11 protein-coding genes are annotated in these 15,730 nt (G+C 71.7%); 3 read left to right on the plus strand and 8 right to left on the minus strand.

The annotated features are described in order from the left end of the window. Positions 1–138 precede the first annotated feature (138 nt). From WMF43_RS42150 to ppdK, 4 genes are all read right to left on the minus strand, one after another. Positions 139–1,698, minus strand: coding sequence for an ATP-binding protein (locus tag WMF43_RS42150; RefSeq protein WP_437673620.1), 1,560 nt, complete (start codon positions 1,696–1,698; stop codon positions 139–141). 50 nt (positions 1,699–1,748) lie between these two features. Continuing rightward, positions 1,749–2,471, minus strand: coding sequence for a PspA/IM30 family protein (locus tag WMF43_RS42155; protein ID WP_437673622.1), 723 nt, complete (start codon positions 2,469–2,471; stop codon positions 1,749–1,751). Positions 2,472–2,614: 143 nt separating this feature from the next. Continuing rightward, entirely contained in the window at positions 2,615–4,153 is a 1,539-nt protein-coding gene (locus WMF43_RS42160) for a hypothetical protein (protein ID WP_437673623.1), read from the minus strand. A 206-nt stretch (positions 4,154–4,359) separates the two neighbouring features. Continuing rightward, a complete protein-coding gene (gene ppdK / locus WMF43_RS42165; protein WP_437673624.1) occupies positions 4,360–7,119 on the minus strand; it encodes a pyruvate, phosphate dikinase in 2,760 nt (919 codons plus the stop codon). A 152-nt stretch (positions 7,120–7,271) separates the two neighbouring features. On the opposite strand from ppdK, the gene WMF43_RS42170 reads away from it, so the two are divergent. The 3 genes from WMF43_RS42170 to WMF43_RS42180 all read left to right on the plus strand — a co-directional run bounded on the left by WMF43_RS42170 (position 7,272) and on the right by WMF43_RS42180 (position 10,328). Continuing rightward, positions 7,272–8,204: an FKBP-type peptidyl-prolyl cis-trans isomerase gene (locus WMF43_RS42170; RefSeq protein WP_437673625.1), complete on the plus strand. Its 933-nt coding sequence runs from the start codon at positions 7,272–7,274 to the stop codon at positions 8,202–8,204. A gap of 66 nt (positions 8,205–8,270) precedes the next feature. Then, positions 8,271–9,500: an AAA family ATPase gene (locus WMF43_RS42175; protein WP_437673627.1), complete on the plus strand. Its 1,230-nt coding sequence runs from the start codon at positions 8,271–8,273 to the stop codon at positions 9,498–9,500. A gap of 195 nt (positions 9,501–9,695) precedes the next feature. Next, on the plus strand, positions 9,696–10,328 hold the full coding sequence (locus WMF43_RS42180) for a hypothetical protein (protein WP_437673629.1): 633 nt from the start codon (positions 9,696–9,698) through the stop codon (positions 10,326–10,328). A gap of 39 nt (positions 10,329–10,367) precedes the next feature. On the opposite strand, the gene WMF43_RS42185 is transcribed toward WMF43_RS42180, so the two are convergent. From WMF43_RS42185 to WMF43_RS42200, 4 genes are all read right to left on the minus strand, one after another. Beyond that, on the minus strand, positions 10,368–11,015 hold the full coding sequence (locus WMF43_RS42185; protein WP_437673631.1) for a hypothetical protein: 648 nt from the start codon (positions 11,013–11,015) through the stop codon (positions 10,368–10,370). A gap of 192 nt (positions 11,016–11,207) precedes the next feature. Continuing rightward, a complete protein-coding gene (locus WMF43_RS42190) occupies positions 11,208–12,941 on the minus strand; it encodes an ABC transporter substrate-binding protein (RefSeq protein WP_437673633.1) in 1,734 nt (577 codons plus the stop codon). Positions 12,942–13,235: 294 nt separating this feature from the next. Further along, the gene (locus WMF43_RS42195) at positions 13,236–15,044 is read right to left on the minus strand and encodes an acyl-CoA mutase large subunit family protein (protein WP_437673634.1); all 1,809 of its coding nucleotides are present in this window, start codon (positions 15,042–15,044) and stop codon (positions 13,236–13,238) included. 84 nt (positions 15,045–15,128) lie between these two features. Continuing rightward, a complete protein-coding gene (locus tag WMF43_RS42200; protein WP_437673636.1) occupies positions 15,129–15,623 on the minus strand; it encodes a hypothetical protein in 495 nt (164 codons plus the stop codon). Positions 15,624–15,730: the final 107 nt, after the last annotated feature.

Raw genomic sequence — 15,730 nt, forward strand, 5'->3', positions numbered from 1 at the left:
CAGGTGGGGGTCGCAATGACCGGATACGTGCGGAACACACGCTCCCTCCTGCGGATACCCTTCCGTTTCGGTCAACCAAATTCTCGCCAATTCGCGGGCTGGATCGCGCGGCGCCGCGCAGGCACGGGGGCGTCCGCTTCAGCACCCCACGACGCGGATCGTCTTCCCCGCGTGGTCGACCTCGCGCACGAAGAGCTTCTCCTGCCAGGTCAGCTCCTTGCGCAGGTCGAACAGCACGAGCCACCCCTCCCCGAGGCCCGCGCGGTCGAGGTAGCCCGCGAGCTGGTCCAGCGCCTCGGCTTCGGTCTCCGTGTCCCGCCGGATCTTGAGCTCGATCGCGTGCCGCTCCCCCTTCCAGAACACCATGAGGTCGAGCGCCCCGCGGCCGAGGCCGTACTCGCGCTCGATCCGCCCCCCGCCGTTGATGACCCGCTGCAGGAACGCCATGAGCAGGAGGTGCGGACCGGCCTCCCGGTAGGAGAAGCCCTCGACGGCCAGAGAGCCGTCCTTGCGCCAGAACACCTGCCAGTCCGCCATCAGCTTGCCCATGTCGAGCGAGCCGTCCTTGCGGACGTACCACGCTGGCTGGTTCGCGATGGTCACCTGCTGGCTGAATGTGAGCGCCCGCGGAATCACCTCTCGATAGATCGGATTGGCGATCTCCACCGCACCGCCGCGCAGCCGCACGAGGCCGAGGCCGAGCACATAGGCGAGATCGTCGTCCAGCAGATCCCCCTGAGGGACCTCTCCCTTGAGCATGGGCTCGAGGATCCGCCGCACCCGGGGCTCGCGCAGCCGCGCCACCAGGGAGTCGATATGTGAGCGGCGCTCCAGGATGAGCGTCTCCTTGGCCGCGTCCACGTGGCCCAGGGTGATCGGCACGCTCCGATCCTCCACGTCCCAGCCCACGATCTGGTCCGCGAGCGCGTTCGTCAGCCACGGGTGCCCTTGCCCGAGCTCCGCGATGCGCGCCGCCGCCTCGGGCTCGAACCGCTGCCCCGTCGCCGCCGTGTGCTGCTCGAGCAGCTCCTCGACCTCAGCCGCCGTGAACGGCCCCAGCGTCATGGCGCCCGCGGTGATGTTGAACGGCGAGGTGGTCCCGAGCCACGACACGGCCGTCGGGTCCTCCGCGCCGATCGCGTAGTCGCGCACCTGCCGCTGTCCTACCAGCGCCACGCTCGCCGGGAACGGCACCTGGCTTCGCTCGATGTACCCCTGCCGGAGCTGGGTCAGGAACGACACCATCGCCTCGCCCACCAGGCTGTCGGCCTCGTCGAACAGGACCACCAGCGGCCGGGGCTCCAGCCCGGCCAGCCGCGTCAGGTACACGAGCAACGCGCTGTCGGGCAGCCGCAGCATCGCCTCGATCTCGTCCGCCCCGGGCCGCGCGAGCCCCGGGTGCCGGACCGCGAGCGCGCGGTCGAGGCTTGCCAGGACGGCCGTCATGGCGCGCGGCACCTCCGGCTTCTCCCGCGCCGTCTCCAGGTCGATCCACAGGGCGCGGTGCTCTCCCGCGGCCCCGAGGTGGCGCTCCAGCCACATCAGGCACGTCGTCTTGCCCGTCTGCCGGCCGGCGTGCAGCGTGAAGAACCTCCGCTGCTCGATCAGCCGCAGCACGCGGCCGAGCCGGCGCTCCGGCGGCAGCATGTAGTGCTCCCCAGGGATGCACGGGCCCGCGATGTTGAACGAGGGTCTCACGCCGAAGCACCTAGGCGCGCTGGCCGCCTGCCCGGCGGCTCCCGCCGCCCTCAGGACCCGATCCGGATCTTCTTCTTCAGCGCGGCGAGCTCGTCGTCGACCGCCGACCCGCCGGGCCGATCGTCGCTGCCCGCCCCGCGGCCGTGCTCGAGGCGCGCGAACTTCGCCTCGAGCTCCGCCGCCGACAGTCCGCCGCCCGAGATCGCCTCCTCCACCTCGCGCGACGCCGCGACCTGGGCCGCCTGCCCCTCGACCGCCTCCTCCATCCGCCGGAACTCCGCGAACGCGCTGGAGCCGCCCCGCGCCCCGAGCCCCTCGGCGCCGCCGCCCGCGCGCTGCTGCTGGATCTGCGCCGCGAGCGTGCCCTTGCGCGCCTGGAACTCCTCCTGCTTCGCCTCCATCCGCTCGAGCTCCGTCTTCATCGAGAGGACGGCCGATCGCTGCTCCGCCCGCATCGCCTCGGCCCGGTCGCGCTCGCCGACGACGCGCTTCTTCTGGACCAGCGCCTCGCGCGCGAGCGTCTCGTCACCCGCCTTCAGCGCGAGCTCCGCGCGCTTCTCCCACTTGTCCGCCTCGGCGTCGAGCTCGTCGACCTTCTTGCGCAGCACCTTCTCGGCCGCTACCGCGTCGACCAGCTCCTTCCGGGCCGCGCGGATCTGATCCTTCATCTCCTCGACGATGAGATCCAACGACTTTTTCGGATCTTCCGCCTTGTCGAGGAGCGCGTTGACGTTGCTCGAGATGACCTTCCCCATGCGGTCGAAGATGCCCATGCCGTTAGCGTGCACCGCCCCGCCGCGCCTGTAAAGCGCCGGGCCCGCCGGGGCGCCGGCGGGCCCGGCGCCGCCGCCCGCGGCCCGCCGCGAGGCGCCCGCGGCCACGCCAGCGCCCGCGGCCGCAGGGAGAACAGCTCCCCTCAGGGCGGCGGCGGGTAATCCGGGCCGAAGCTCGACTCCACCGACGTCCGCGTCGTGAGCAGCGGGGTCTTCATCACCTCGTCCTCGTAGAGCGGCCTCACGACGCAGGTGTCCTCGCCGCACTCGCCCCCATCGATGAACGCGACGTCGGCCACGAGCCAGTACCGGGTGCTCGATTCGCTCGACGCGAACGTGACGGGCGCCTCCGGATCGTGGAACCCCGTCGGGCCGAGATCCGCCCCGAGGGCGCCGTGGCAGAAGATCTTGACCCGCGGGTGCACCGGGTAACGCTCGCCGTGGGCCGAGTAGTAATGGACCCCGATCCGCGTCCATTGCCCGACCGGCGGGAAATCGATGTTGATGTTCTCCGGCGCGCAGAACTCATCCCTGTTCGGATCCGTGACGCCGGGGTCGCACGTGATGTTGTCGATGTCGAGCCGCGGGTTGTGGCAGCCCTGGTCGAGCTCGCGCCACGCCCGCCCGGCGCCGCGAGGCGCGAAGTAGCAGGTGTTCCTCGCCTCCACCGGATCCTTGTGCCATCTCACCGGGTCCGGGGGCGCCGCGGTGTCGCTGAACCAGTAGAGCGACGAGCCCCCCTCCATGTGGTCGACCGTACAGTTGTTGTACCCGCAATCGGCCGCAGATCCGCTGACCCGCCACGGCTGCGCGTCGCCCGGCTGGTGCACGTGCAGGTCGAGATCCACCCCGCGGCCGCCGAGGTCGTGCTCCCACTCGAGCTCGACCCGCAGGCCGGGCGCGCCGACGTAGAGCGCGTACTCGCACGACGCCGCCGCGCCGTCCGCGCGCCGCTTCGTGTACGTCACCTTGTACTCGCCCGACTGGAGCGGCTTGTAATCGTCCGCCGGATCCACCCCGGTCGCCGCGGGGCACGGATCGATGCCTGTCGGGCAAACGACCGTCCAGGACTCCGAGCCCGGCACGGCGTCCGCGCTGAACGTGCCAGTCCCCTCCTTCAGGTTCACGTCGGCGAACGGCGGCGCCTGCATTGCGTGGCAGCCCTGCGGGCTCTCGCTGAAGCAGCCCTCGGTCGCGTGGCGGCCGCCGACGCACGGCCCCCACGCGCCGATCTCGTCGCACAGCGCGGTGCCCGGAAAACACCCCTCCGCCGTGCGGTACGAGGGATCCCCCATGAAACACGCGTGCGCCTGCCCCGGGATGCAGGCGCACGTCTCGTCGACCTGACCGTCGCAGTCGTCGTCGGCCCCGAGGTGCGCCTGATCGCAGAGCTCCTCCGAACCGCACTCCGTGCCGCACGGGTTCACCGCGGCGTCGACCGCGGCGGATCCGGCGTCCTCGCCGGAGGAGAGCAGCCCGCCGAAGCCCTCGTCCGTCGGCGCGGCCCCGCCGCCGCCGCCGCCCGCGCCGCCGAGGCCTCCGGCGCCCCCGGACGCCCCGCCCCCGCCGGCCGCGTCGCGCGGCCCCCCGGCATGACAGCCGACCGCGACGAGAGCACCTGAGGTCGCCGCCCCCACGAGGGCGAGCAGCGCAGCGGAGACGCGGACGCGAACACGACGCATGAGACCTCCAGTCGCCAGCGCGCGGTGAAGCAGCATGGGCCCAGAGGAACACCCAGCCAGACACCCGCGGAATGCGGCGAGGCGCCTGTTCTAGCAGACGCGCAGCGACGCAAAACGCGCTCGTGATGGAGAGCTCGCGCGCCCGTGAGAACGGATGTCGCGCCGCTCCGCGAACGACGTTATTCGATGTCCAGGGACAGAGAGGGTCAGTCCGTCGCGCGCGGCCCCCGCGCGGGCCCTTCCGCGAGCGCCGCCTGCGCGGCCGCGAGGCGGGCCACCGGGACGCGGAACGGCGAGCAGGAGACGTAATCGAGCCCGGCCCGCTCGAAGAACGCGATCGAGCCCGGATCGCCGCCGTGCTCGCCGCAGACCCCGAGCTTCAGCCCGGGCCGCGCCGCGCGCCCCCGGTCCCGCCCCATCTCCACGAGCGCCCCGACGCCGGGCACGTCGAGCGACTGGAACGGATCCTTCGCGAACACGCCGGCCTCGACGTACGCGCCGAGGAACCGGCCCGCGTCGTCGCGCGAGATGCCGAGCGCCGTCTGCGTGAGATCGTTCGTACCGAAGCTGAAGAACTCGGCCTCTTCCGAGAGCTCGCCCGCCACGATCGCCGCGCGCGGCAGCTCGATCATCGTCCCGAACCGGAACTCGACCCGACGCCCCTTCTCGGCGAACACCCGCTCCGCCACCGCGGAGACGAGCCCCCGCGCGATGGCGAGCTCGCGCCGCGTCATGCTGAGCGGGATCATGATCTCGGGCTCGACCTCGATGCCCGCCGCCGCCACGTCACACGCCGCCTCGAAGATGGCGCGCGCCTGCATCTCGTAGATCTCCGGGGAGGTGATCGCCAGCCGACAGCCCCGGTGGCCGAGCATCGGGTTGTACTCGGCGAGCTCCTCGTTCCTGCGCTCGATCTCCCGCCGGCTGACGCCCATCACCTTCGCGAGCTGCTCGAGCTGCGCCGGCTCCTCGGGCAGGAACTCGTGCAGCGGCGGATCGAGCAGCCGGATCGTCACGGGCAGGCCGGCCATCTCCCGGAAAACACCCACGAAATCGTCGCGCTGGAACGGGAGCAGCTTCGCGAGGGCGCGCCGCCGCCCCTCGTCGTCGCGGGCGAGGATCATCTCGCGCATCGCCCCGATGCGCTCCTCGTCGAAGAACATGTGCTCGGTGCGGCAGAGCCCGATGCCCTCCGCGCCGAAGTTGCGCGCCGTCCTCGCGTCGTGCGGCGTGTCGGCGTTCGCCCTCACCCGGAGGCGCCGGACCGCGTCGGCCCACGCCATGAGCTCGCCGAAGGCGCCGCTCAGCGCCGCCGGGACGGTCGGCACCGCCCCGAGGTAGACCGCGCCGGCGCCGCCGTCGAGCGTGATCAGGTCGCCGGCCTTCACCGCGATCGTCCCGGTGGCGTGGCCGTGATCGTCGTAGAGCGTCACCGCCATCTGGTCGCGGCTCACGCTGATCGCCGAGCAGCCCGCGACGCAGCTCTTGCCCATCCCCCGCGCCACCACGGCCGCGTGGCTGGTCATTCCGCCGCGGGCCGTCAGGACGCCGCGCGCCGCCTTCATGCCGTGGATGTCCTCCGGCGACGTCTCGGCGCGCACCAGGATCACCGCCTTGCCCTGGCCCGCGCGCCGCTCCGCCTCGTCGGCGGTGAACACCACCTGCCCCGTCACCGCCCCGGGGCTCGCCGGCAGGCCCCGCGCGAGCAGCCGCTTCGGCGCGCTCGGGTCGAGGCTCGGGTGGAGCAGCTGATCGATCGCGCCCGGATCCACCCGCGAGATCGCCTCGCGCTGGCTGATCAGGCCCTCTTTGGCCATCTCGACCGCGATGCGCACCGCCGCCGCGCCCGTGCGCTTGCCGGTGCGACACTGGAGCAAATACAGCGTGTTCTCCTGGATCGTGAACTCGAGATCCTGCATGTCGCGGAAGTGCCGCTCGAGCGTCTGCTGCACCTCGACGAGCTCCGCGTAAGCGCCCGGCATCCGCGCCTCGAGCGAGCTCGCGTCGTCCACGTCGGTTGCGCCGGTCCTCGACAGCGGGTGCGGCGTGCGCACCCCGGCCACCACGTCCTCGCCCTGCGCGTTCGGCAGCCACTCGCCGAAGAAGCGCCTCTCCCCCGTCGAGGGGTCACGCGTGAACGCCACGCCCGTGCCCGAGTCGTCGCCCAGGTTGCCGAACACCATCGCTTGCACGTTGCACGCCGTCCCCCAGGCCTCCGGGATATCGTGCATCCGCCGGTACACCTTCGCGCGCTGGTTATGCCAGCTATCGAATACGGCCCGGATCGCGCCCCAGAGCTGGGCGCGCGGATCCTCCGGGAACGGCTGCCCCGTCGCCTCGACGACGATCTCCTTCTGCCGCTTCACCAGGGCCGCGAGCGACTCCGCGTCGAGCATCGCGTCGGGCACCTTGCGCTCGAGCTCCGCGGAGTTCAGGCGCGTCGTGTCGACGCCGAGCCGCGCCGCGGCCTGCGCGCGCGCGCGGCCGAGCGCCTCGTCGAGCCGCGCCCGCGGCACGCCGAGCACGATGTCCGCATAGGCCAGGATGAACCGGCGATACGCGTCCAGCGCGAACCGCTCGCTCCCCGTGCGCCGCGCGAGCCCCCGCGCGATCTCGTCGTTCAGGCCGAGGTTCAGGATCGTATCCATCATCCCCGGCATCGACGCGCGCGCGCCCGAGCGCACCGACACGAGCAGCGGCGCGTCCGGGCTCCCGAGCTTCAGCTCGAGCAGCGACTCCAGCCGGCGGATCCCCGCCTCGATCTCCTCCTCGACGCCGGCGGGCAGCGCCTTGCGCGCGGCGTAATAGGCGTTGCACACCTCGGTCGTGATCGTGAAGCCCGGCGGGACCGGAATGCCGAGCCGCGTCATCTCCGCGAGCCCTGCCCCCTTGCCCCCCAGCAGATCTTTCTGCTGTGCATCCCCGTCCGCCTGCCCCGCCCCGAAGAAATAAACTGCTTTCGCCATGGCGGGCGAACGCTAGATCGTCCAGGGAGACAGGTCGAGGACCGTCGCCGGGAGCGCCGCGGACGGTTGTTGAGGTTCCGCGGCGACGGACGTGCTCGGCGGATCGGCACAAAGTACCGGCCCGTGGCCGCGAACGAGCTATGAAGCGGCGCATGAAACGTTGCGCCGCTCTCCTTGTTGTGATGCTCGCCGTCCCGCTCGCCGCGTGCGACCAGAAGCCAAGCCCGCAGCCGGTCGCCGAGTCCCCGCCGCCCACGGCCAGCGCGCCGGCCGAGCCCACCGCCGCGCCCACGCCCGCCGAGCCCGCGCCGCCCGCCGAGCCTGCCGGCTTGCCCGCGCCGCCGGACGTGGCCGCGCCGCCCGCCGACGCGCAGAAGACCACCTCGGGGCTCGCGTTCAAGGTGCTCACGCCCGGCAAGGACAAGGCGCACCCCGGCCCGGACGACAAGGTGACGGTCCACTACACGGGGTGGACGACGGACGGGAAGATGTTCGACAGCTCCATCGTGCGCAACGAGCCGGCCACCTTCCCGGTCGGGGGTGTTATCAAGGGGTGGACGGAAGCGCTCCAGCTCATGAGCAAGGGCGAGAAGCGCCGCCTCTGGATCCCCGGGGACCTCGCCTACGGCGACCGGCCCACGCGCCCCGGCGCCCCGGCCGGCATGCTCGTGTTCGACGTCGAGCTGCTCGATTTCGCGCCCGCCCCGAAGCCCCCGCCCGTGCCGAAGGACGTGAAGGCGGCGCCGAAGACCGCGAAGAAGACCACGTCCGGGCTCGCCTACCAGGTCCTCCAGAAGGGCACGGGCACCGAGCACCCCAAGCCGACGAGCCGCGTCACCGTGCACTACACGGGCTGGACGACCGACGGGAAGATGTTCGACAGCTCCATCGTGCGCGACGAGCCGGCCACCTTCCCGCTGGGCGGCGTGATCAAGGGGTGGACCGAGGGCGTACAGCTGATGGTGAAAGGCGAGAAGGCGCGATTCTGGATCCCCGCCGAGCTCGCGTACGGCGAAAAGCCGACACGCCCCGGCGCCCCCGCCGGCCTCCTCGTGTTCGACATCGAGCTCATCGACTTTCGTTGATGGGCCTTCCGGCGCTGGACATCCGGCCGCCCGCCTGGCTACATGGAGGACCGCGAGCGGCCAGGCATGCTGACATCCATTCGACTCAGGAACTTCAAGAGCTTCGCCGATGAAACGGTGGAGCTGTCCCCCCTCACGCTGCTGATCGGGGCCAACGGCTCCGGGAAGAGCAATCTCCTCGACGCCCTGCGCTTCCTGCAGGGCGTCGGGCTGGATCTCCCGATCTGCGACATCTTCCGCGGCCGCGTCGACGGGCGGCGCGAGGTCTGGCCGGGCCTGCGCGGCGGCACGCAGGGGGCCACGCACCGGGGCGCGAAGTCCTTCACCATCGAGAGCCGATGGGCGCTCGGGAAGGACGAGCTCACACACAAGATCACGTGTCAGGTCGAGCCCGACGTGATCGTGGAGCACGAGTCGCTGGAGGCAAAGGTGGCAGGCGCGCCGCTCTTCGACACGCCCACCTCCGCGCTGAAGGGGCTCGAGGGGTTCGCCTCGGGCGGCGTGATGAAGGCGTCGTCGAAGAAGATCCGCAGCATGAGGGCGGCGTCTCCGGACAAGAACCCCGCGCGGCGCAGCCTGCTCGGGCAGATCGAGCACCACCGCGGGCGCGCCGACGACGTGAGCCTCGCGGACGTGATCGCGCTCTGCAACGCGCTCCAGGTCGCGATGCGGAGCACGCTGTCGCTCGACATCGATCCTTCGCGGATGAGGGGTTACGTGCCGCACGAGATCGACAGCCTCGGCGCCGGCGGGCAGAACCTCTCCGCCGTGCTCCGCCGGCTCTGCGAGGAGGCCGATCACAAACACGACGTGCTCGGCTGGATACGGGAGATCGTCGCGCCCGAGATCAACGACATCGAGTTCGCAGAGACGGGCCTCGGCGACGTGATGATGGTGCTCGTCGAGAAGGGCGGCCACCGCGTCCCCGCGCCGTGCCTCCCGGACGGCGCGCTGCGCGCGCTCGGCAAGATCGCCGGCGTGCTCACCGCGCCCGAGGGCTCGCTCCTGCTCCTCGAGGACCCCGACGCGGGCCTGCACCCCGAGCGCGCCGGCCTGCTCGCGCAGACGCTGGAGGGGGCGGCGCGGCCGCCGATCTGCCAGATCGTGGCGACGACGCACTCGCCGTCGCTGCTCAGGGCGGTGTCGAAGCAGACCCTCAGCCGCGCGGTCGTATTTCAGCGCGACCCCGAGACCTCGGCGACGGTGACGCGCCGGCTCTCGGCGCTCCCGCGTTTCGAGGACATGTCAGAGCGCGATCCGGGAGAGCTCCTCTCCTCGCGGGCGCTCGCCGGATAACGCAGGCGGACGCCGCGCAACGGCGCTGTTCTCCATTGCAGCGCCACCATTTCATTCCAGCGTTATCATTGCTTCGCGGCTCGAGGATCCACCGCCCTCACGAATTGCGTTGTGCCGTCGCACAGCGCCTCCTAGTGTGCCCGCCACAGTCGCTCACGCGGCGGGCGCCGCGTGACCCAACAGCGGAGAGGTCCTTTGGTCTACCTTCAAGCTCCACGGCGATGGATTCTGTGTCTTGCTCTCGGCCTCTCGGCGGCGGCCGCCTGCTCCGATGACGACCCCGGCGACACCGGCGGCGCCGGCACCGGCACCGGCACGGGGACCGGCACCGGCACCGGCTCCACGACCACGAGCAGCGGCACCGTCACCCCGGGCGAGGGCGGCGGCGGCGCTGCCCCCGGCGAGGGCGGCGGCGGCGCTGCCCCCGGCGAGGGCGGCGGCGGCGCTGCCCCGGGCGAGGGCGGCGGCGGCAGCGCCCCCAGCGATCCCGCCTGCGGGCCGGACACCGCGTCGTTCGCCGACGTGCAGCCCATCCTGGCGCGGTCCTGCGCCACGCAGAACTGCCACGGCGGCTCTATGCCGCCGGCCGCGCAGCTCGACCTCCGCCCGGCCGCGGGCGCCGGCGATCTCGTCGATCAGGGAAGCAGCACCTGCCGCGAGCGGGTGCTCGTCGTGCCGGGCATGCCGAGCGAGAGCTACCTCATCAACAAGCTGCTGGGCGAGGACATCTGCGCCAACACCGGCAGGATGCCCCCGAGCGGCCCGCTGCCCGAGGCCGACATCAAGAAGTTCAACGACTGGATCTGCGCCGGCGCCCCCGCGAACTGAGCCCTGCCGCGCCGGGGCCGCGCCGCCCCCCGGCTCGCGTCAATAGACTTTGCAGCGCGCCCCGCCGGGCGCGCGTGCATAGGGCACCTTCGACGACTTCCCCTTCACGTAGATCGCCCCGCCCTGGGCCGGCCTCGGGATGACCGCGCCGGTCGCGAGCGGCCGCCCCGGCGGCAGGTCCTCGACCTCGATCACGATGTCGTTCCCCTCCTGATCGACCGCCGAGATCGACGGTCGCCGATCCGCCTCGTCCGCTGCGCCGCCCGGGCAGGGCACCCCGCGCGCGCTCAGGGCGATCGCGAGCGTGCCGCCCCCGACCTCCGGAGCGCCGGCCGCCCACTGGAACCTGGGATCGCGCGCCTCGCCCACCTCCACGGCGAGGCAGCTGCAGCGCTCCTTCGGCGAGGCAGCGCGCGCGAGCCCGAGGTCGTGCCGCACCCCGACCCAGGAGCGCACCTGCTCCTGGGGCACGGCGGGCGCGCCGCTGAACTCGTCGGGCGTCGAGACCGGCCTGCGCGCCGCCTTCGGCTGCGCGCCATCCTGCTCGCGCTTCTCCTGCACGGCGGGATCCACGGTGCCGCCCTCCCAGAACTCGGCCGCGCCCGCGTGCTGGTTGCCGCCGCAGGCGAGGAGGGCGACGCCGGAGAGGAGCGCAGCGAGACGTGCGATGAGGCCTGAACGGAGCATACGGTGCGATCTTCGCACCGGCGCCGGCAGCGGCCAAGGTTTGTGCTGAGAGGAGGGGAATCGCCCGCCGCGCGAGCCGGGACCCGGCCCGCGCGCGGCGGCGCTACACGCGCGGCGTCAGGCGCCACGCGCGCGGCGTCAGGCGCCACGCGCGCGGCGTACACGACGCCAGGCGCGCAGCGCCAGCAGCCTTCACTTCGCCTTGATCTCGGTGAGGACGAGCAGGTAGTCCGGCGAGTTGTTCGGCGACAGCTTCGCGTACGGGTTCTCCTTGCTGGGCCACCCGACGAAGCGCTTCGTGCTGTACTCGCCCCAGGACGGGTTCTTGAACAGCGGGATCACCGGCACCTTCTCGACGAAGATCATCTGGAGCTCGTCGATGATGCGCTTCTGCTCCGCCGGATCCGTCGCGGCCTGGAACTGCTTGAACAGCGGCTCGGCCTCCTTGGCCGCGAAGCGGTGCCAGTTGCGCGCGGTGATCTCGCCGACCGGCTTCACGAACTCCGGGGCCATGAGATCGCGGTAGAAGTTGAACGGCGTGGGCTCGGTGTTCGTCCAGCCCATCGACATGTCGAACGTGCCCTTCTGGAGCGCCTCGAAGAACGCGCTGAAGTCGTACGTCTTCAGCGTGGCCTCGATGCCGACGGCCTTCAGGTTCTGCGTGGTGATCTGGACCGCGCGCACCCAGTCGGACCAGCCGGTCACGACGTTGATGTCGAACTTCAGCGGCTTGCCGTCCTTCGCCCGGATGCCGTCCGAGCCCTTGGCGTAGCCGGCCTCGTCGAGCAGCGCGTTCGCCTTGGCCACGTCGAAGGTGGTCCAGTCGCCCGCCGCCACCGCCTTCTCGTTGCGCCAGCGCGAGTACGCGTCGTCGAGCCCGGTCGCGTCCGCGCCGACCGTGTAGCCGTTGACCGCGATCTTGGCGATCTGGGCCCGGTCGATGGCCATGCTGATGGCCTTGCGCACCTTGATGTCGTCGAACGGCTTCTTCGTGGCGTTCGGGTAGAGCGTCACGGTGCCGCCGACGAGCGGGAACCAGTAGTGGTTGTTCTGCGAGTCCTTGGAGACGTAGGTCTTGTCGATGTCGGGGACGAAGTTGCCGGCCCAGTCGACCTCGCCGTTGATGAGCGCCAGGTTCGCCTGGTCGTTGCCCGGGTACGCCGGGAAGCGAAGCCCGTCGACCCCCGGCTTGCCCTTCTGCCAGTAGTTCGGGTTCTTGTGGAGCTCGTACACCTGGTTCTGGAAGACCTTCACCTCGGTGAAGGGCCCCGTCGCGACCGGGTTCTCGTTCGTGAACGTGACCGGGTCGGCGACGTCCTTCCACTTGTGCTCCGGCACGATCGGCTGGTGACCGATGTAATGGAGCCCGGGGACGTACGCCTCCTTGAGGGTGAACTCGACGGTGGTGTCGTTCTTGGCCTCGACCGAGTCGAGGAACTTCCACACGCCCGTGAGGTCGGTCGCCGGGAACTTCTTGAGGAGCCCGAACGTGAACGCGACGTCCTTCGCCGAGAAGGGCTGTCCGTCAGACCACTTGACCTCGGTGCGGGTCGTGAAGGTGAGCTTCTTGTTCCCCTCGCCCCACTCGTACTTCGTCGCGAGCCAGGGCACGAACTCGCCCTTCATCGTGTTGTACACGATCATCGGCTCGTAGATGCCCGCGAGGGTGGGGAAGCGGACGCTCCCCTCGGCGAGCAGCGGGTTGAAGTTCCGCACCCAGGACGCCTGCTGCTCCCGGGAGATCGTGACCAGCTTCGCGCCGCCCGCCTTCGCGCCGCCCTGCGGCGTCGCCCCGGCGCCCGCGCCCGGCGCGGCCGAGCCCGCCGGCGCGTCCTTGCTGGGGCTCTCGGACCCTTTGTTGTCACACGCCGCCGTGGCGCCGACGGACAGCAGGAGCGCCGACAGGGCAAAAAAGCGGCGCGACATGGATCGACTCTTCATAAGCTTGCTCCCTCGCGGCGACCTCGGTCGCCCGCGACGATCCTCTCACTCGACCGACAGCACGCAGCGCCGCAGCGCAGCGACAACAGCAGACCGTACGGCGGCGCCACGGTTGAGCCGCGACTGCGGCATCCTGACGCCGGCGCACTCTACCGGCCGAGGTAGAGAAGTGTCAACCTGACGAATTGAGGGGGTTCCCGGTCCCGCCGTACGCTCCGCGACCTGAGCGGATGCGCACGAAGCAGCGGGTGTCCCCCCCCGGGGGGGGCCACCGGGAGCTCAGAATTCTGCCGGATCGCTGTAAGTTCCCATGACGTCGCGCAGCACGTCGCAGATCTCCTGCTCGGTCGCGTACGCGCTGGCCGCCGCGATGATGGGGGGCATGAGGTTCGTCCTCGGGCTGCGCGCGGCCTCGCGCACCTCGGCGAGCGCGCCCCGCACCCGGTCCTGGTCCCGCCCGGCCTTGACCCTGGCGAGGTTCTCGCATTGCACCCGCTGCACCTCCTCGTCGATGCGCAGGAGGGGGATCGTCTTCTCGCCCGCCGCCGCGTACCGGTTCACGCCCACCATGATCCGCTCGTTCGACTCCAGCTCTCGCTGGAAGCGGTAGGCCGAGGCCGCGATCTCGCGCTGCGGATACCCCTTCTCGATGGCGGCCACCATGCCGCCCATGTCGTCGATCCGCCGGATGTACTCGAGCGCCTCCTGCTCGAGGCGGTCCGTCAGCCACTCCACGTAATAGCTCCCGCCGAGCGGATCGACGGTGTTCGCGGCCCCGCTCTCGTGGGCGATGATCTGCTGCGTCCGGAGGGCGATGGTCACGCTTTCCTCGGTGGGGAGCGCGTACGTCTCGTCGAGCGAGTTCGTGTGGAGCGACTGGGTGCCGCCGAGCACGGCGGCGAGGGCCTGGAGCGACACGCGCACCACGTTGTTGTAGGGCTGCTGCGCCGTCAGGGAGACGCCGGCCGTCTGCGCGTGCGTCCGGAGCTTCATGCTCTCGGCCTTCTTCGCCCCGTAGCGCTCCTTGAGCAGCCGCGCCCACATGCGGCGGGCGGCGCGGAGCTTCGCGATCTCCTCGAAGAAATCGTTGTGCACGTCGAAGAAGAACGAGAGGCGCGGCGCGAAGCTGTCGACGTCGAGGCCGCGCTCCACGCAGCTCTCGACGTAGGCGAGCCCGTCGGCCAGCGTGAACGCGAGCTCCTGGGCGGCGGTCGAGCCCGCCTCCCGGATGTGGTAGCCGCTGATCGACACCGAGTTCCACCGCGGCACCTCGCGCGCGCAGAACTCGATCATGTCCGTCACGACGCGCATCGCCGGGCGCGGCGGGACGAGCCACGCGTGCTGGGCGATGAACTCCTTCAGGCAGTCGTTCTGCACCGTCCCGCCGATCCGCTTGCGCGGGATCCCGCGCTTGTCGGCGAGCGCGATGTAGAACGCGAGCAGCACCACGGCAGGGCCGTTGATGGTCATCGACGTCGTCACCTGGTCGAGCGGGATGCCGTCGAAGAGCACCTCCATGTCACGGAGCGTGTCGACCGCGACACCGCACATCCCCACCTCGCCGAGCGACCGCGGAGAGTCGGAGTCGTAGCCCATGAGCGTCGGGAAATCGAAGGCGGTCGACAGCCCCGTCTGCCCCTCGGCGAGCAGGTACTTGAACCGCGCGTTCGTCTGCTCCGGCGTGCCGAAGCCCGCGAACATGCGCATCGTCCAGAGCTTGCCGCGGTACATCGTCGGCTGGACGCCCCGCGTGAACGGGAACTCCCCGGGCAACCCGAGCGCCGCCGCGTAGTCGCGCGGCGCGTCGGCCGGAGTCGCGAGGTCGGGCACCTCGACGCCGCTCCAGGTCGTGAAGCGCTCGCTGCGCGGCGGGAAGCGGGCCGACGCCTCGGCGACCGGGCCGGAGCGCCACGCGGCCACCGCGCGCCGGAGCGCGGCGAGGCCGCCCTCGTCGAGCCCGAGCCCCTCGCCGCCGCCGCCGCTGGAGTACTGGAGCGCGCCCCCGTCGCGCTCGTCGTCGTGCGCCGGCGGCCGGTGCGCGCGCCCCGCGTCGATCTCCGGAGGATGGGTGAGCTCGTCGTGCGCCATGGGGCGGATTTTAGCGCGGCGCGCGCGCCGTGGCCCTCTTCAGCGCGCGCCCTGCGCCGAGATCGCCGCCGGGCGCGCGGCGCGTCACGGGCAGCTCGCGGCGAAGGTGTCGGAGGCGACCGGCGTCGCCCCGTCCTCCAGCGAGTCCTCGATCGCGCCCGTGACGCGGATCCCCTCCGCCGCGCAGAGCGCCGCCGCGACGCCCTCCGGGAGCAGCCCGCCGCCTTCGCTCGAGTCGAAGGTGAACGCCACGCGGACGTCGCTGCCCGGAGCGACCTCGACGGGCAGCGGGGTCGTGGTCTCGGCGGCGAGCGGCGCGACGATCGAGGTCTCCTGGTCGGCGCTCGCGATCTCGAAGGTCCGCACCGCGACCCGGCTGGGCCCGCTGGCCCGCGCGCCCAGGTGGAGCTCGAGCGTGAAGCTCACCGCGAGCTGCGCGCCGAGGGCGCTCGTGGCGACCGTCGCCGCCGGCGAGGTGATCGAGGGATCGACGAACACGGCGGCGTCGGTGTCGATGCAGCCGGCGGCGGCCGCGGCGAGCGCCGCCGCGGCGAGGAGGTGCGCGGCACGGGCCTTCATGGAGCCACTCTCTCCCGGGCCGACCTGCGCTGTCCAGATCCGAGCGCCGCGCGCGGTCGCCCGGCACACAGCGCACCGCGCGAGCTCGTCCGAGCCGCGCGGCGCGC

Source organism: Sorangium sp. So ce131, assembly GCF_051519095.1.
Classification (GTDB): domain Bacteria; phylum Myxococcota_A; class Polyangia; order Polyangiales; family Polyangiaceae; genus Sorangium.